The following is a 17,216-nucleotide window of genomic DNA, read 5'->3' as shown; positions in this document are numbered from 1 at the left end:
GCGATTGTCAGAAGGGGAGCGCGGGACCGGCGAGGACCAGCGCGAGGCCGCAACCACTCACGATGGCAGCGCGCGCGATTTCGGGCAGCGGAAGCGCCGGGACATGCGTGCGTGCGAGAGCGATAGCTTTTGCCATGCGGCTCATTCTCGGTGCGAAACCCTAACGAAAGGTTAAATTCGGGCCCGGGCGGCCGGCATTTGCTGGCTGGCACAGTGGAATCCGCCTCCACCAGCGAGCACTGCGTCGCCCCTGAGGCCGATCGTGGCGCGATCCGGGAAGAGGTCCGCAATCGCCGCAACGCCTTCTTCGTCATAGGGGCTGCCGAAGGTCGGCACGACGACGAGATGGCTCGTGATCGCGAAATTGGCGTAGCTCGCGGGCTCGATCCGGTCGCCGCTGGTGATACGGCCCGGTGACGGAATCTCGACAACGGCGACACCGGCCGCTTCCGCGCGGGCCTTGGCATCGGCATAGATTTCCGCATTGGGATCGTCGCTGCCGGTCGCGCGGGGCAGGGCCAGCGTGTTCGCGCCAACGAAACGGGCGAGATTGTCGACATGCCCGTCGGTGTGGTCGTTGATCAGCCCGTCTCCGAGCCAGAGCACACGGTTGAAGCCGAGATCGGACTTCAGCCGCTCCTCGATCTCCTCGCGGGTCAGCTGCGGGTTGCGATTGGGGTTGAGCAGGCATTGCTCGGTAGTCGCGACCAAGCCGGTGCCGTCGCCATCGATCGCGCCGCCTTCAAGGATCCAGTCGCCGATGTCGACATGTAGACCTTCGTCTTCAGCGAGTTGCGCGCCGATGGTCTGGTCGCCCTCCATCAGGTATTTCCCGCCCCAGCCATTGAAGCCGAAGCGCTGCGCCATGCGATGACCGGTCGCATCGGTCAGGACCAGCGGGCCGGTGTCGCGCAGCCAGACATCGCCATAGGCGCGCCGTTCCAGCTTCACAGAGCTACTGACGAGGTCGCGCGCGCGCTGCTCGTTATTCGCATCGCGGACCAGCAGGCGCACTTGCTGCCCGCTTTCGGCCACGGCATTGGCGAAGGCGGCAATCTGCTCCTGCGCCGCCGGGAGAACCTCGGGCCATTCGTCGGCATCGTGCGGGAAGCCGATCCAGAGCCAATCCTGCGGCGCCCATTCGGGGGGCATGGTCCATCGGGGCGTGTCGTTCATGGGGTGCGGTTAGGCCTGCGACCCGAGGTCAGGCAACAAAAAAGGGTTCAAGGGAGAGGGCAAAGAAAAAGGGGACGCCGAAGCGCCCCCTCCCGTTTGCCTTGCGCCTTGAGGTCAGGCATCGGCGGTCTTGTCGCTGTCGTCGGACTTGCCGTTCGCCGGAAGCGCTTTCGGCTCTTCCTTTGCTTCGGCTTCCTCTTCGACTGCGAACCCGCCGGTCTGCTCTGCCGGGCCCTTGACCAGGCTGTTGAGGCTCGAGCCGTCGAGGCCCAGTTCCTTCATCAGCCCGTCGAGCACCGGAGCCTGCGCGCGGTAGGCAAGTGCTGCGCTGACCGCGTCGGTCGCGAGGTTGCCCGATCCGCCGACACTGGCTGCTCCGCCGGAGTCTCCCTTGCCGCCGCCATTGGTAAGGCCGTCGACCTGGACGATCTTGATGCTCTCGATCGCCTCCATCGGCTTGGCGCTTTCCTTGACCAGTTCGGGCAGGACCTTGAGCAGGGCCATCTTGGTCTGCAGGCTGATCTGGTCCGAGGACAGGATGTTCGCTGCCTCGTTGATCGCCTTCTGACCCGCTGCCTCGACTTCGAAGCGGACGCGTGCAGCTTCGGCACGCAGCTTCTCGGCCTCGGCCTCACCCTGCGCTTCGAGGCGCAGCGCTTCGGCGCGGTTGGTGGCAGCGTCCTTCTCGGCCTCGGCTTCCACGCGGACGCTGATCGCGTCGCGCTCGGCCTGCTTCGATGCCTCGATCAGCTCGATGCGCTTCTGACGCTCGGCGATCTCGGTTTCGCGGCTGGTCGAGACCTGCTCCTCGGCGGCAACCGCCTTGGCGCGGGCTTCGTCAGCCTCTGCCTTGGCCTGGCTTTCCTCGCGGCTCTTGTTCTGGACCGCGATCTGCTGCTCCTGCCGGGCGATTTCGAGCGCACGCTGCTGGTCGATCCGTGCCTCTTCGACGAGACGGTCGGCTTCGATCTGCTGCGCGTCGACCTGCTTCTTCGCCTCGATCCGGGCAGCGTCCGCCTCGCGGCTGCGCTCTGCCTGTTCGCGGGCGATTTCCGAGGCCTGCGCGGCGCGGCGGATTTCCACCTCGCGCTCCTGCTGGAGGCGGGCATATTCCTTGTCGCGCCCGATTTCGAAGCTCTTGGCGTCCGCCTCGAGGTTCTTCGTTTCCATCTGCACGCGCGTGTCCTGCTCGATGTCGTTGCGCAGTTTCTTGCGCGCCTCGATCTGCTCGGTCAGCTTGGTCAGACCTTCGGCGTCGAAGGCGTTGTTCGCGTTGAAGTGCTCGATGCTCGTCTGGTCGAGACCGGTCAGCGAGACCGATTCCAGCTCCAGGCCGTTCATGGCGAGGTCGTTCGACGACACCTGCTGCACCTTCTGGACGAAGTCGGCACGCTGTTCGTGCAGCTCGTTCATCGTCATGCCGGCAGCAACGCTGCGCAGCGCGTCGACGAATTTGCCTTCGACGAGGTCCTTCAGGGCTTCGGGCTGCATCGTGCGCTGGCCCAGCGTCTGCGCCGCCATGGCGATCGCTTCGGCATCGGGCTTCACGCGGACGTAGAACTCCGCCTTCACGTCGATCCGCAGGCGGTCGAGCGTGATGAGCGCTTCGCCATCGCGGCGGATGACCGAAAGCACCAGCGTGTTCATGTTGACCGGCATGGTTTCGTGGAAGACCGGTAGCACCAGAGCGCCCCCGTTCATCACGACCTTTTCGCCGCCCACGCCGGTACGCACGAAGGCAATTTCCTTCGAGGCACGGCGATACATCTTCAGCAGGAAGGTGATGATGATGATGCCGAGTAGAGTGGCACCCCCGATCATTACCAGTGATGTTCCAAATAGATTGTCCATTGCTCCTCCTTATTGATTGTCTGTTGGCGACAGGCGGCGCTCGGCGAGCGCGGTCGCGTAGAATTGGTTGCCATCGCGGCGGACGAGCAGGACCTCGTCGCCTTCGTGGAGTTCGCTCGATTCCTCGTGTGGCTCCACCATGACCCGGTGGGTCTGGCCGTGAATGTCCTTCACCCTCGCTCGCGCAGGAGATCCCGCGCGGGCCACACCGATGCTGATCGTCGCACGCCGGCCGACGAGGCTTTCGGTGCTGACAGCGGTCGTGTGGTCCTTGGGCAAGATGCGTCCCAGCGGCCGGGCGAAGAGGCCCGTCACGGGAAGCGCGGCGACGCCGGCGATCAGCGCGGCAAGCCAGCTGTAGAGCGGGCCGCCGGTGAGGCTTGTCGCGAGCTCCTGGATCGACAGGCCGATACCTGCGAACATGAGCAGGAACAGCGCCAGCCAGATCGTCAGCGGGATGCGTCCGATGCCGAGCAGCGTCAGCAGCCCGTCGAACATTCCCGCGTCCGGCAAACCCTCGCCATCCACGTCCAGATCGACATCCGCATCACCGAAATCGGCGACACCGATCATCTGTACGATCGCGAGGACGAGCATGATGCCAAGAGCGGCCGCAAACGGCATGTTGTGCGGCTCTAGTAATGTCATGTTCCCCCCTTTCTTATGCGCAGGAAGTCCCGCCCTCCGGTTTCACCCGAAAGCGGATCGTCCTACTGTTGTAGTCATGTGGTTCACTTAGCAAATTCCTGCGATGAACCGTAGGAATATGCGACGAACCGAGTTCGATTTTCCCCGCAATTGCGCGGGTTTGACTTGGGGAAGCGCAAGAACGATTTCGCTTTGGAGCTGCTAGTCGTCCTCGCGCAATTTCTTCATCGCGAAGTCGAGCAGCTCTTGGTCGAATTGCCAGTTCTGGATCATGTGCTTGGGATGAAGCGCGGCGTTGAGGCAGGAGATATGTGCCCAGCCGCCCTGCTTGAGGGAGTTCCCCATGCCGTCGGCCAGCGAGATGTCGAACATCGACATTTCCTCCTTGCCCATCGGCCGGTCGCAGAACGCACAAGGTGAGGGATTGTCGACCGGCTTTTTCTTGGCCTTCTTCTTGCCCGGCGCGGCCTGGGGCTCGTTCAGCCGCGCGACCAGGTCGGTCATCTCGCGGTTCCAGTCTCCGGAGCCTTCCTCTGCCCATAATTCGCACAATTCGCTGCGCGACATAACTGCCGAGATGTTGTCGCGCGCGCTGTTGAAGAGTTCGAGCGATGGTTTTCCGAAAGTGCTGGTGCGCTCTGCCAGCTCGTTGGGTAGGTCGGGGTGCGGATGTCCACGCATTGCCGCGACGCATTCGGCGGCGGCAATGATGAGGCTTGCCTGATCTGCTTCGATATAGCCTTCGAGGCCGGCAACGGTGAATTGTGCACCGATCGCCTCGACACTGTCGAATTCGTCGATTGCATCGAGAGCATCGTCATTGTCGAACGGCCCTGCACCCCAGGCCCCCATCTCAGGCGGTCCTGATGCGTAGCGGCAGCGTCTTCAGCCCGCCGACGAAGGTCGACTTGGCGCGCTTGGGTTCGCCCGCCAATTCGACTGTCTCGATCCGGTCGAGGAGGACTTCGAAGAGGATGCGCATCTCCAGCCGGGCAAGGTGCAGGCCAAGGCACTGATGCGCGCCCGCGCCGAATGCGAGGTGGCGGTTCGGGCTCCGGCTGGCGTCGAACTTGCGCGGGTTCTCGAACTGCGCGGGATCGTGGTTGGCGGCGACGTAGTTGATCATCAGCCAGTCGCCTTTCGCGATTTCCTGCCCGCCGACCTCGGTGTCTTCTGCCGCGGTGCGCATGAAGTGCTGTACCGGGCTGGTCCAGCGGATCGCTTCCTCGACGATACCGGGCAGCAGCGAGCGGTCTTCCCGCACCCGCGCCCATTGTTCGGGGTCCTGCGCGAGAGCCAGCATCGCGCCTGCGGTGCTGGCGCTCGTGGTGTCGTGCCCCGCGGCGGCGACGATGATGTAATAGCCCATCATGTCGCGGTCGTTGAGCGGCTCTCCGTCGACAGTGGCATTGGCGATCGTGCTGGCAACATCGTCGGTTGGATTGGCACGCTTTTCGGCGGTCAGCTTCGCGAAATAGGCCTCGAAATCCTTCACCGCGCCGGCGACCAGCTGGGTGATCGCCTCGGGTGGCAAATCCTTCATGCCCGACTGGTTCAGATCCTCGTCCTGTCCGCCGAACATCTGCTGGGTGAGCATGAGCATGCGCGGCTCGTCCTCTTCGGGCACGCCGAGAATCTGCATCACGACGTGCAGCGGATAGGGCTGCGAGACGAGCTTGCAGAAATCGACGCTGTCTTGTCCCCCAGGCCCGCCCTCTCCCGCTTCGAGCAACCGGTCGACGGTCTTGTGCGCAAGCTCGCGAACCTCGTCCTCGATCTGGCGCAGGTTCTTGGGCATGAACCATTCCTGCGTAAGCTTGCGGTACTTCATGTGAATGGGTGCGTCGAAGGTGACGAGGCTGGCGACCATGTGGGGGCTGCCGCCGGTGAGGTTCTTGGCGAACTCGATCCCCTCGGTGAGGCTGAAGACGACCGTCTGCGGATTGTTCAGGAAGGTCGCATTGTCCTTCGAAATGCGCATCACGTCGTCATAGCGGGTGACCAGCCAGAACGGCGGGTGGCGGCCTTCCGGATCCTCGACCCAGGCGACCGGAGCTTCTTCGCGCAGGCGGTCGAATGTATCGAGCAGCGGGTCCCAGTGCGCGTAGCTCTCGGGAGAGATCACCTCATAGGCGGTTTCGGGATCGAGCCTTGGTTTCGCCTGGGTTGCCATCACGCCTGCTCCGTTTCTTCTTCTGCCTTCCGTGCGTATTCATCGCGGAGTTCTCGCTTGTAGAGCTTGCCGTTCGCTTCGCGCGGGAGTTCGGGGCGGAAGTCGAACAGCTTCGGCATCTTGATCTTGGCAAGGCTGGGGGCAAGGAAATCGCGCAGTTCCGCCTCGAGGCTGTCGCCAGCCTCCGCCATGTCCATCGGCTGGACTACCGCGACGACCTTCTCGCCGAAATCGGGGCAGGGGGCGCCGATGACGGCGGCGTCCATGACCTTGTCATGGGTGACCAGCAGGTTTTCGATTTCCTGCGGGTAGATGTTCACCCCGCCCGAAATGATCATGTGGCTCTTGCGGTCGGTCAGGTAGAGGAAACCGTCCTCGTCGAGGTGGCCGATATCGCCCAGTGTCATCCAGCCCTTGGGATGCATCGCCTCGGCCGTCTTCTCCGGATCGTTGTGATAGGTCGGGATGAGGTCGTTTTCGAAGAACAGCAGGCCGTCCTGTCCGGCGGGGATCTCGTTGCCGTCGCCATCGCAGACATGGAGTTTGCCGTAGATCGCCCGACCCACGCTGCCCGGATGGGTCAGCCAGTCCTCGGCCTTGATCAACGTCATGCCGATCCCTTCGCTGCCGGCGTAATATTCATTGATGATCGGACCCCACCATTCGATCATCTCGCGCTTGATCGGCACGGGGCAGGGCGCCGCCGCATGGAGGGCGCGCTGGTGGCTGGAAAGGTCGTAACCCTCGCGCTCATGCGGCTCGAGCTTGAGCATGCGTACGAAATGCGTCGGCACCCACTGGCTGTCGGTGACCTTGTATTTCTCGATCGTCTCCAGCGCGTGCTTGGGCTCGAAATGCTCCATCACCACGACCGTCCCGCCGAGACGCTGGGCGGTAGTGCACCAGCCGAGCGGGGCGGCGTGGTAGAGCGGTGCGGGCGAGAGATAGACCATGCTGCCATCCGCCGGCATGCCGGCACCCATGACGGCGAGGCCGACCAGCGCGGGGACAGCCTCGATATCTTCGCTGTCGGGCGGTGCGGGTCGCACGCCCTTGGGGCTGCCGGTCGTGCCCGAGGAATAGAGCATGTACTGGCCCGGGGCCTGGTCGACGATCGGGTCCGAAGGCTGTGCGGCGAGCGCGGCCTCGTAATCCTCGTCACCCTCTCCGCCAAGCACGAGGATTTCCATGTCGCCGCACCCTGCGCGGATATCGTCGATGCGGTCATCGAACTTGCGGGTGGTGATCAGCAGCTTCACGCCCGCATCATTGAGGATGTAGCAGATCTCGGGTGCGGTCAGGCGGGTCGAAACGGGGACCATCATCGTACCTGCGCGCTGCGAGCCCCAGGCGATCGGCAGGTAGTGAATGGTGTTTTCCATCAATACGCCGAAGTGATCGTGCCGGTTCAGACCCCTTGCGCGCAGGAGCTGGGCGAAGCGGTTGGCATAGTCGTCCATCTCGCCATAGGTCATCGTCTTTCCGCTGCCCGACATGATGATTGCGGGATGGTCGGGGCGCGCCTGTGCATGCGTGATCGGGTGCATCTATGGTCCTCTCTCCTTCCGGCGGTCCACGTTTCGGGACTCGTCCGGTTGCAAGGTGAAACGTAACCACCACAGGCCTGCGGGCAAGAAAAAAGGCGGTCGGGATGTCCCCGCCGCCTTTCTTATTCTTTCCAGTGAAGCCGGTTCGACGAATTATTCTTCGTCGTTGCCGCCCTGGCCACCTTCGCCGATCGCGATCGCGAAGGCCTGCTGGGCTTCCGATTCGATCATGTAGGGAACCGGGTTCACCGCTTCGCCGTCGATGCGGACTTCATAGTGAAGGTGCGGGCCGGTCGAACGGCCGGTCGAACCGACGTAGCCGATGAGTTCGCCCTTCTTGACGCGGGTGCCCGGGGCGACCGCGATGCTCGACATGTGCGCATAACGGGTCTGGATCCGGGCGCCATGCTCGATCGAGACGAAGTTGCCGTAGCTCGACCAGCGCTGTGCCTTCGAGACGTAACCGTCGGCAGTGGCGTAGATCGGCGTGCCGGTCGGAGCGGCGAGATCGACGCCCTTGTGACCGAGGCGACGCTTGAGAACGGGATGCGTGCGCATGCCGTAATCGCTGGTCAGCCGTGCATCTTCGAGCGGCATGCGCGAAGGAACCGAAACCTGCGGAGCGGTGATGGCCGGAGCAGCGGTCGGGTTTTCCCAACGAGCGAACAGTTCGGTGAACTGTGCATCTTCGCTTCCGGCAGCGCTGTCGCTGACCTTCGAGATATCGATCGCGCCTTCGGCAGCGGAGGTCGCAGCGGTGACGCCGTCGGTTCCGGCCTGAGCCGGAGCGGCGGCAACCAGCATTCCTGCAGCAGCCATGGTGAAAGCAAGCGATGCGCGCTTGATGATCATGCTAAACCCGTCCGTCGGCGCTGATGCGCCTTCTTATCCCTGACCGATGAGAGCGTCCCGGCTGCTCATCCGTCATAATTTCTGTCCCGCCGGAACCCCCCGGCAATTCGTGAGTATGGGTTATGGGCCTAAAGGTTAATCACGCAATACCAGCGTAGAAGTCCCGCGATAAACCGGCTGCGGAACGCGCCGAGTCGTTGAATGGTGGCTTTAGCCCTCCCGAAAAATGCGTTTTGACTAATTTCTGCCATGATTCCGGCGGGTTCTCGCCACGCGCCCGGCAGACTGCGCGAAAGTGCTTTGAACCGAAGGCGACATGACGGATTTCGTCGTCAAGGATTCGCTGCAGAATTTTCGCCCCGTTTTCATCACCTTGCCTGGCGACCCTTTCAAGCGTCGCCGGAGTGACGTCGAGGCCGCGCGCTTCGAGGACCATGGGAACGATCGCAAGCCGCGCGGCCACGTCATGCGCAGTGTCTTGCGCGGCGCTCCACAGCCCGTCGTGCGCAGGCAACGCTCCATAGTGCGAATCGAGCGAATCGAGTTTTCGCTCGAGCAATGCGAAGTGCATCGCCTCGTCTGCGGCGACAGAAAGAAAATCAGAAACAAAGACTTGTCCCATCGATTCGCCGAATCGCCCGGCCATGTCGAGCGCAAGGTCGATGGCGACGAACTCGATATGGGCGAGCGCGTGCCACAGCGCGATGCGGCCCTTCTCGCTACCGCCCTTGCCGCGCCGCGGCATGTCGCGGGGCAGGCGCAATTCCAGCTCGTCGGGCCATTCGGGTCGCTCTGGCATGGGGCAGTCGAAAGTGAAGTCGAGCCGCCCCTGCCGCCAGTCGCGTGCGAGCTTGCGGGTGGCGAAGACCTTGGCGGTCTTGTCACCTGTCAGCAGGGCATCGCGAATGGCACGGGCGACAGAGGTCATGCGCCGCGCGCGGCCTCCAGCACTTCGTCGACATGACCTTTCACGCGGACCTTGGGCCAGATGCGCAGGATCTTGCCGTCTTCGTCCAGCAGGTAGGTCGAACGGATCATGCCCATATAGGTGCGCCCGTAATTCTTCTTCTCGCCCCAGACGCCGAGCTCGTCCGACAGGCCGTTTTCCTCCGCATCGGTGGCGAGGTCTACCGTGAGATCGTGCTTGGCGATGAAGTTCTGGTGCTTCTTCGCCGAATCCTTGCTCACGCCGAGAAGGTAGGTGCCTGCCTTTTCGAAGTCCGCCTTGGCCGCGGTGAAATCCTTTGCCTCGGTCGTGCAGCCGGGGGTGTTGTCCTTCGGGTAGAAGAAGATCACGGCCTTCTTCCCTGCAAGGTCGGCCTTGGTCACGGTTCCGCCCTCGGGCGTCTCCATCGTGAAATCGGGGAAGGCATCGCCTTCTGCATAAGTCGTCATCAATCCAGCTCCAGGGTTTCGCCGAAAATCGTCTGCCATTTCTTCGCGACCTGCGCCTTCGCATCGGCGAAGCGGGCGAGGAGGGTCTCGAAGTCATCCGCCTCGCACAGCCGCGCAAGGATCGCGCACGGTGCCTCGCCAGGGATGGCGAGGTCCGGTGCGAGGAGGCGGGTACCGACCAACAGCCGCGTCATCAAGCGGTGCGCTTCGGCGAGGCCTTCCACTTCGGGCAGCTGCTCTATCGCCTCGTCGAGCGATGGCGTCAGGCCCTTGCGGTCGCGCAGCTGGAGGAAGTGCACGAGAAACTCGAGGTCGACGAGGCCGCCGCGCAGCAGCTTGGCATCGAGCGCGCCCTTGGCGGGTTTGTGCGCCGCCATTTCATTGCGCATCTTGAGCAGGTCTGCGCGCAGTTCCGCTTCGTTGCGCTCGTGGCAGAGCACGTCCTTGAGTATGGCATCGACATCGGTGCGAGCCTTCGCGCTTCCGGTCAGCGCGCGGGCGCGGGTGAGCGCCATGTGTTCCCACGTCCAGGCGTCCTCGCGCTGGTAGCGGGCAAAGCTGTCGACACTCACCGCCAGCGGGCCCTGCGCGCCTTGCGGTCTCAGCCGCGTATCGACTTCGTACAGGGCACCTTCGGCGGTCGGGACCGAAAGCGCGGCGCTGACCCGCTGTGCGAGCCGGTTGAAATAGAGCGTTGCGCCCAGTGGCCGCTCGCCATCGCTTTCCGCCTCGTGGCTGCCGGTGAAGAGATAGACGATGTCGAGATCGGAGGCATAGGTGAGCACGCCCCCGCCGAGCCTTCCGAGACCCAGAACGACCAGTTCGCCGCCCTCGATCCTCCCGTGGCGCCGGGCGAACTCGTCCTCTGCCGCAGCCTGCGCGGAGGCCAGCGCGGCTTCGGCGACGCGGGCAAGGGCGGCTGCGATGTCGAGCGGGTCGTGCGCTGTCTCCATCAGCTGGACGCCCAGCGCGAACCGCGTCTCGCCCGTGACGATGCGGATGCGGTCCAGCCTGTCTTCGTAAGTGTCCCCTCGCTCGCCCTGCTGCATCGCGGCGACAAGTTCCTCGCGACTTCCGGGCAACTCATGCGCGCTGCGGTCGATCAGCGCGTCCACCAGTTCGGGTCGGCGCGCAATGGCATCGGCAAGCGGCGGGGCGAGTGTCAGGCAATCGGCAAGGAGCTGCATCAGTCCCGGGCGCGCCTCGAGCAGGCGGAACAGGTTGATCGCGCTCGACATGCGTTCGAGCAGGCTCTCCCAGCGCGCCACCGCCCGCTCCGGCTCGCGGGAGGCGGCAAGCGATTCGAGCAGGGTCGGACGGATGGCCTCGAAGGCGGACAGCGCGGCACTACTTCGAAGCGGCGGGTAACGCCCGTCGGTCCAGTTGGCGACTCGCGCCGTGAGCGCCGGATCGAGCTTCGCCTTGTTGTCGGGAGGCTCGACATGCGGGCTGTCCACCGGGACCGATATCTCGTCCTCTGCCAAAAGGGCGTCATAGCGCTCGGCCACCGGAGCGGTCAGTTCGGCAATGTGCTCGAGCCAGGCCTCACCATCGCCGAACCCGTCTAACCGCGCGGCATTGTCGAGCGCTTCACCCGAGGGAAGCGTATGCGTCTGCTGGTCGGCGACCATTTGCAGGCGGTGTTCGATCCTGCGCAGCCCGTCATAGCTTTCGCCGAGCGCGCGCGCGTCATCTGCGCCGATCCGGCCTGTTGCCGCCAATGCATCGAGCGCGGCGCGCGTCTGCTTGTGGCGCAGCGAGGCATCGCGTCCGCCATGGATCAGCTGGTGGGTCTGAGCGAAGAACTCGATCTCGCGGATCCCGCCGCGGCCCAGTTTCACATTGTAGCCCGGCGCCGGTTCGCGCGGACCCGTCTGCTTTTCGCGGATGCGATGCGTCAGGCGCCGCACCTCGTCGATGGCGCCGAAATCGAGGCTGCGGCGCCAGATGAAGGGGCGGATGTGGTCGAGGAAAGCCTCGCCGGTACCGATGTCTCCAGCGCTGGACCGCGCACGGATGAAGGCGGCGCGCTCCCATGCAAGGGCGGAACTTTCGTAATGGGTGATGGCGGCATCGAGTGGCAGGGCCAGCGGACTGACCTCGCTTGCGGGCCGCAGGCGCAGGTCGACACGGAAGACATAGCCCTCGCTCGTCACGTCGGAGAGCAGGCGCACGATTTCGCGGGCATAACGCTGGGCGGCCTCGCCCGGCTCGTCGCGCTCGCGCCGGGGCAGTCGCTCGGGGTCGTAGAGCAGGATCGGATCGATGTCGGATGAGTAGTTGAGCTCGCCTGCACCGTGCTTGCCCAGCGCGAGGCCCATCATTCCCTCGGGCCCAGCGCCTTCGACGCGGCGGGAGATCGCCGCCTCGATCGCCCGGTGCAGCGCGCGGTCCGCGAAGAGCGAGAGTTCGCGCATGACCTTGTCGAGATCGAACCCGCCGGCAAGATCGCCAATTGCGAGGACCAATCCCAGCGCCCGCTTCTCGCGCCGCAACGAAAGCGCAGTATCCACGAGGCCTGACCCTGCTGCCTTTGCCCTTTCGAGGGCTTCCTCGCCCGAGCCGGCCGCGAGCAGCTCTGCCAGCTCCGGGTGCCGTTCGAGCCCGCGCGCGAGAAAGGGCGCGTGCTTGCGTGCCCGGTCGATCGCGCTGGTCCAGTCGGCTGTCATAGTGAGGCGATGTGCCCGCGCATGATCGCAGGTGCAAGCTTGCGTGATCGCCCGGTGTGCTGCAACACGCCGCCCGCACGATTTGATTCAGGAGAGAGGTTCCTCATGATCCGGACCACACTGGTTGCTGCGTCGGCCCTGCTGCTCGCCGCTTGCAACGCCAATATCGAAGAAGACGCCTCGCAGGCGGGCCTCGACATTCCCGACGTCGCCAGCGGCGATATCTCCGAAGAGACGATGAAGTCGGTTACCGAGCGTCTGTCATCCGACGAATTCGAAGGCCGTATGCCCGGCACCAAGGGCGAGGAACTGACCGTCGCCCTGCTCACCGAACGTTTCGAAGCCGCAGGCCTCGAGCCCGGCAACAACGGCAGCTGGGTCCAGCGCGTGCCGCTGGTCGAGATCACCGGCAAGGACTTCGCTCCGCTGACCGTTTCGGGTGGCGATGAGGACATGAGCTTCGACTATGCAAGCGAATGGGTCGGCGTGACCTATCGCGAGGATGCCGAGACGAGCCTCGAGGACAGCGAGATGGTCTTCGTCGGCTACGGCATCAATGCGCCGGAACGCGACTGGAACGACTATGAAGGCGTCGACATGACCGGCAAGACCGCCGTCATCCTCGTCAACGATGCCGACTTCGGCACCGAGAGCCTCGAAGGCCCGTTCAACGGCAAGGCGATGACCTATTACGGCCGCTGGACCTACAAGTATGAAGAAGCCGCGCGGCAGGGCGCTGCAGGCGCGCTTATCATCCACGACACCGCGCCTGCTTCCTATGGCTGGAACGTGGTCGAAAGCAGCTGGTCGGGCCCGCAGGCCTATGCCCAGCGCGGCGAGAACGCTCCGCCGCTCACGATCATGAACGGCTGGGTTCAGAACGAGGTCGGCAAGCAGATCCTCGAGGCAGCCGGCCAGGATGTCGATGCCCTGATGGCAGCGGCGAAGAAGAAGGGCTTCAAGCCAGTGCCGCTCGGCCTGACCGCTTCGACCAGCTTCAAGAACGACATCCGCACTTTCGAATCGCAGAACGTGATCGGCATGCTTCCGGGCAGCGAAGCGCCCGACGAATACGTCATCCACACCGCGCACTGGGACCATCTGGGTCGCTGCACGCCGGCACCCGACGGTGACGACATCTGCAACGGCGCGGTCGACAATGCGACCGGCACCGCCGCGCTCGTGGCGCTGGCCGAGGCACATGCCAAGGCTGGCCCGACGCGCCGTACGCAGGTCTTCCTCGCCGTGACGGCCGAGGAATCGGGCCTGCTGGGTGCGGACTATTATGCAGCCAATCCGGTGTTCCCGCTCGACCAGACCGTCGGCGGTATCAACATGGACGCCTTCCTGATTGCAGGGCCGAGCAAGGACGTGACCGTGGTCGGTCCGGGCAAGTCGCAGCTCGACCAGTTCCTCGAAGCAGCGCTCACGGCTGATGGCCGCGTGGCAACACCCAACCCGAGCCCGGAAGCCGGTTACTACTACCGCTCCGACCACTTCGCCTTCGCCAAGCGCGGCGTGCCGATGCTCTACATCGACGGCGGCGAAGACCTGATCGAGGGCGGCACCGAAGCAGGTGCGGCGGTCGCGACCGAATATCGCGAGAACCGCTATCACGGCCCCAAGGACGAATACGATCCGAACTGGGACTGGTCGGGCGTGATGGCCGACCTGCAGCTGATGTATCGCCTCGGCCGCATGATGGGCATGAGCACGAGCTGGCCCAACTGGAACGAGGGTGACGAGTTCAAGGCCACGCGCGACGAGAATTGCGCTTCGGCCGAAACCGGCTGCTGATCGCGAGCCGTACAAAAGAAAAGGGCCGGTCCACCATAGCGGCGGACCGGCCCTTTTTCATGGTCTGGATAATCAGCGCGCGAGCAGGCGCTCTGCGATGGCGCGAACTTCGCTGCCCATGTCCTCGCGTTCGAGCGCGAGTGCCAGCGTAGCCTCGACGAAGCCCGTCTTGCTGCCGCAGTCGTAGCGATTGCCTTCGAAAGTGACGGCGTGGAACGCCTGGTTGCCGATCATCTTGGCCATCGCGTCGGTCAGCTGGATCTCGCCGCCAGCGCCTTTGCCCTGCGTTTCGAGGGTGCGCATGACTTCGGGCTGGAGGATGTAGCGGCCCGAGATGATCTTGTTCGAGGGTGCCTCTTCCACCGGCGGCTTCTCGACGAGGCCGGTGACTTCGGTCAGCGTTTCCGACAGCGTTTCACCCGGCGCGATCACGCCATAGCTCGATACTTCCTCTTCGGGCACTTCGAGGACCGAGATCAGGTTTCCGCCGACTTCGTTATAGGCCTCGACCATCTGCTTCATGCAGCCCGTCCCGCCCTTGTTGGCGATCATCAGTTCGTCGGGCAGCAGGATCGCAAAGGGATCGTCGCCGACGATCGCGCGCGCGCACCAGATCGCGTGGCCGAGGCCCATCGGGACCTGCTGGCGCACGGTGATGATGTCGCCCGGAGTGGCGCGGGTCGGGTCGAGCACGCTCATGTCCTTGCCGCGCTCTTCCATCGTGGTCTCGAGTTCGAAGGCCACGTCGAAATGCTCGACGATGGCGGTCTTGCCGCGACCGGTGACGAAGATGATCTGCTCGATTCCCGCCTCGCGCGCCTCGTCGACCGCGTACTGGATCAGCGGCCGGTCGACGATGGGCAGGAGTTCCTTCGGGATCGCCTTGGTGGCGGGAAGGAAACGCGTGCCGAGACCCGCGACGGGAAAAACGGCTTTCTTGATGGGTTTGTGGTGGCTCATGGGCATGCGGGTTAGGTCCGAGGGGGGAACAGGTCAATCGCTGGTCGGTTGAGCCTTGCAATGGACGGGAGCGATGACAGGCGCATGACGCTTGCCACAGCCCCCGTGAAGACTAAGAGCAGGGGCCCATGGACAAACTTCTCGTACGCGGCGGCAATCGCCTCTCCGGCACAATTCCCATTTCCGGCGCAAAGAATGCGGCGCTCACGCTGATTCCCTGTGCCTTGCTGACTGAAGAAGCGGTGACGCTGCGCAACTTGCCGCGCCTCGCCGATATCGACGGCTTCCAGCACTTGATGACGCAGTTCGGGGTCAGCCACACGATCCCGGGCAAGCGTCCGGAAGAATTCGGCCGCAATGTCACGCTCGAAGCGATGCGCATCACCAGCTCGGTCGCGCCCTATGATCTCGTGCGCAAGATGCGCGCCTCGATCCTCGTGCTCGGCCCGCTGCTTGCGCGTACCGGCGAAGCGACCGTGTCGCTGCCCGGCGGCTGTGCGATCGGCAACCGCCCGATCGACCTACACCTGAAGGCGCTCGAGGCTTTCGGCGCTCATATCGAACTGGCGCAGGGCTATGTGAAGGCCAGCGCGCCCGATGGCGGCCTGCCCGGCGGCGAATTCGATTTCCCGGTTGTCTCGGTCGGTGCGACCGAGAATGCGGTCATGGCGGCGGTGCTGTGCAAGGGCACCAGCAAGCTCATCAATGCAGCGCGCGAACCCGAGATCGTCGACCTGTGCAACCTGCTCACCGCGATGGGCGCGGAGATCGAAGGCATCGGCACGTCCGAGCTGACGATCCATGGCGTGAAGAGCCTGCACGGCGCGACCTATCGTGTCATGCCCGACCGGATCGAAGCCGGCTCATACGCCTGTGCTGCCGCGATTACCGGTGGCGATGTGCTGCTGGGCGGCGCGAATTACGACGACATGGCCTCGACCATCCATGCGCTGCGCAACATCGGTGTTGAAGTGACGCAGGAGAAGGACGGCGTGCGCGTTGCTGCCAATGGCCCGCTCAAGGCGCACAACCTCACCACGGCTCCCTTCCCAGGCCTTGCGACCGACATGCAGGCGCAGCTGATGAGCCTGCTGTGCAAGGCGGAAGGCACCAGCGTGCTGAAGGAAACGATCTTCGAGAATCGCTTCATGCACGTGCCCGAGCTTACCCGCATGGGTGCCGACATCGAGACGACCGGCCGCACCGCCATCGTGCGCGGTCCGGTCGAGCTGACCGGGGCGGAAGTCATGGCGACTGACCTGCGTGCCTCGATGAGCCTCGTGATCGCCGGCCTTGCCGCCAAGGGCGAGACGACGGTCCGCCGTCTCTACCATCTCGACCGCGGTTACGAGCGGCTGGAAGAGAAGCTCCAGCTTGTCGGCGCGGATATCGAACGGGTCGGCGACGACTGAGGAAGCTTTTCGGACCTTTCGGCTGCCCCAACCGTTTGTTGGGCAAGTATATTACGAAAGGAACGACCCATGATCCTCAAGCTCGCAGCACTCGGTGCCCTCGGCTACTTCGGCTATCGCTATTACGAGAAGAACCGCGTCGACGAGAACGGCGTGGCCTTTGCCAGCGGCGAACCCGAAGGCCAGTTCCGCAATGCCGGTTCGGAATCGACCACTACGCACGACAAGATGAGCAAGACCGACGAAGCGCTCGACGAAACCTATCCGGCGAGCGACGCAACGGCCAAGTACTAAGCCTCTTCGGCGACACCATTCGAAAGAGCGGCGGGAGCGATTCCGCCGCTCATTTCGTGCCTGGAGACCATTTCGTGGCTCGCGAGCCAGACGCGGATGGCGCCGGCCAGGCCGGGAGGCGTCTCGCTGCGGATACGTTCCGCGTCGATCGTTGCGACCAGCGTGTTCACCGCAACGCCGCGCCGGGCGGCCGCCGAGCGCAGCAGGTCCCAGAAAATCGGCTCGAGGCTGACCGATGTGCGGTGGCCGTCGATGCGAACCGAATACTTGCGCGGAGGGTGATAAGGGGTCGTCATGCGGGGCGCCCTAACTGCCTTCGAATCGGCATGCATTATCATTTGATAGACCTGCCGAGTCGACCAGCGTCCTTTCTTCTCCCGACCATTGAAATACGCCACGAATTTTTTGGGGTGGCGAGCCGCCGGATCGCTTTCTAGACGTT

At 64.1% G+C, this 17,216-nt stretch carries 16 protein-coding genes; 3 read left to right on the top strand and 13 right to left on the bottom strand.

The genetic code is table 11. From position 1 onward, the window contains the following. Positions 1 to 7 precede the first annotated feature (7 nt). The 11 genes from K3165_RS14105 to glnE all read right to left on the bottom strand — a co-directional run bounded on the left by K3165_RS14105 (position 8) and on the right by glnE (position 12,359). A complete protein-coding gene (locus tag K3165_RS14105) occupies positions 8 to 136 on the bottom strand; it encodes a hypothetical protein (protein WP_282098657.1) in 129 nt (42 codons plus the stop codon). Between the two features lie 35 nt (positions 137 to 171). Beyond that, the gene (locus K3165_RS07905) at positions 172 to 1,176 is read right to left on the bottom strand and encodes an agmatine deiminase family protein (RefSeq protein ID WP_221548199.1); all 1,005 of its coding nucleotides are present in this window, start codon (positions 1,174 to 1,176) and stop codon (positions 172 to 174) included. A gap of 114 nt (positions 1,177 to 1,290) precedes the next feature. Continuing rightward, the gene (locus K3165_RS07900; RefSeq protein WP_425594402.1) at positions 1,291 to 2,997 is read right to left on the bottom strand and encodes a flotillin family protein; all 1,707 of its coding nucleotides are present in this window, start codon (positions 2,995 to 2,997) and stop codon (positions 1,291 to 1,293) included. A 39-nt stretch (positions 2,998 to 3,036) separates the two neighbouring features. Then, positions 3,037 to 3,675, bottom strand: a complete 639-nt coding sequence (locus K3165_RS07895) for a YqiJ family protein (protein ID WP_221548197.1) — start codon at positions 3,673 to 3,675, stop codon at positions 3,037 to 3,039. A 201-nt stretch (positions 3,676 to 3,876) separates the two neighbouring features. Continuing rightward, the gene (locus tag K3165_RS07890) at positions 3,877 to 4,527 is read right to left on the bottom strand and encodes a DUF4259 domain-containing protein (RefSeq protein ID WP_221548196.1); all 651 of its coding nucleotides are present in this window, start codon (positions 4,525 to 4,527) and stop codon (positions 3,877 to 3,879) included. 1 nt (position 4,528) lies between these two features. After that, positions 4,529 to 5,848 carry a cytochrome P450 gene (locus tag K3165_RS07885; RefSeq protein WP_221548195.1) on the bottom strand — a complete coding sequence of 440 codons (1,320 nt, stop codon included), beginning with the start codon at positions 5,846 to 5,848 and terminating at the stop codon, positions 4,529 to 4,531. Next, positions 5,848 to 7,395, bottom strand: coding sequence for an acyl-CoA synthetase (locus K3165_RS07880; RefSeq protein ID WP_221548194.1), 1,548 nt, complete (start codon positions 7,393 to 7,395; stop codon positions 5,848 to 5,850). The genes K3165_RS07885 and K3165_RS07880 overlap by 1 nt, the downstream gene beginning before the upstream one ends. A gap of 153 nt (positions 7,396 to 7,548) precedes the next feature. Then, positions 7,549 to 8,247, bottom strand: a complete 699-nt coding sequence (locus K3165_RS07875; protein ID WP_221548193.1) for a M23 family metallopeptidase — start codon at positions 8,245 to 8,247, stop codon at positions 7,549 to 7,551. 139 nt (positions 8,248 to 8,386) lie between these two features. Beyond that, positions 8,387 to 9,175 (bottom strand): ferritin-like domain-containing protein, encoded by a 789-nt coding sequence (locus K3165_RS07870; RefSeq protein ID WP_221548192.1) that lies wholly within the window; start codon positions 9,173 to 9,175, stop codon positions 8,387 to 8,389. Continuing rightward, positions 9,172 to 9,642 carry a peroxiredoxin gene (locus K3165_RS07865; protein ID WP_221548191.1) on the bottom strand — a complete coding sequence of 157 codons (471 nt, stop codon included), beginning with the start codon at positions 9,640 to 9,642 and terminating at the stop codon, positions 9,172 to 9,174. The genes K3165_RS07870 and K3165_RS07865 overlap by 4 nt, the downstream gene beginning before the upstream one ends. Next, on the bottom strand, positions 9,642 to 12,359 hold the full coding sequence (gene glnE / locus K3165_RS07860) for a bifunctional [glutamate--ammonia ligase]-adenylyl-L-tyrosine phosphorylase/[glutamate--ammonia-ligase] adenylyltransferase (protein WP_345720733.1): 2,718 nt from the start codon (positions 12,357 to 12,359) through the stop codon (positions 9,642 to 9,644). Before glnE ends, K3165_RS07865 begins: the two co-directional genes overlap by 1 nt. Positions 12,360 to 12,416: 57 nt before the next feature. Here glnE and K3165_RS07855 point away from each other — a divergent pair, with 57 nt between their 5' ends. Beyond that, positions 12,417 to 14,108 carry a M28 family metallopeptidase gene (locus tag K3165_RS07855; protein WP_221548189.1) on the top strand — a complete coding sequence of 564 codons (1,692 nt, stop codon included), beginning with the start codon at positions 12,417 to 12,419 and terminating at the stop codon, positions 14,106 to 14,108. 72 nt (positions 14,109 to 14,180) lie between these two features. Here the strand turns inward: K3165_RS07855 and galU are convergent, their stop codons facing one another. After that, positions 14,181 to 15,068 (bottom strand): UTP--glucose-1-phosphate uridylyltransferase GalU, encoded by an 888-nt coding sequence (galU, locus tag K3165_RS07850; protein WP_221548188.1) that lies wholly within the window; start codon positions 15,066 to 15,068, stop codon positions 14,181 to 14,183. 128 nt (positions 15,069 to 15,196) lie between these two features. On the opposite strand from galU, the gene murA reads away from it, so the two are divergent. Further along, on the top strand, positions 15,197 to 16,480 hold the full coding sequence (murA, locus tag K3165_RS07845) for a UDP-N-acetylglucosamine 1-carboxyvinyltransferase (RefSeq protein ID WP_221548187.1): 1,284 nt from the start codon (positions 15,197 to 15,199) through the stop codon (positions 16,478 to 16,480). A 69-nt stretch (positions 16,481 to 16,549) separates the two neighbouring features. Continuing rightward, positions 16,550 to 16,774 (top strand): hypothetical protein, encoded by a 225-nt coding sequence (locus tag K3165_RS07840; RefSeq protein ID WP_221548186.1) that lies wholly within the window; start codon positions 16,550 to 16,552, stop codon positions 16,772 to 16,774. Here the strand turns inward: K3165_RS07840 and K3165_RS07835 are convergent. Beyond that, on the bottom strand, positions 16,771 to 17,070 hold the full coding sequence (locus K3165_RS07835; protein ID WP_221429760.1) for a ribbon-helix-helix domain-containing protein: 300 nt from the start codon (positions 17,068 to 17,070) through the stop codon (positions 16,771 to 16,773). The genes K3165_RS07840 and K3165_RS07835 overlap by 4 nt on opposite strands. Positions 17,071 to 17,216 lie beyond the last annotated feature (146 nt).

The sequence above is a fragment of the Qipengyuania xiamenensis genome, assembly GCF_019711495.1.
GTDB lineage: Bacteria > Pseudomonadota > Alphaproteobacteria > Sphingomonadales > Sphingomonadaceae > Qipengyuania > Qipengyuania xiamenensis.
The sequence above is the reverse complement of the archived record's forward strand: the minus strand, read 5'-3'. Positions and strand labels throughout refer to the sequence as shown.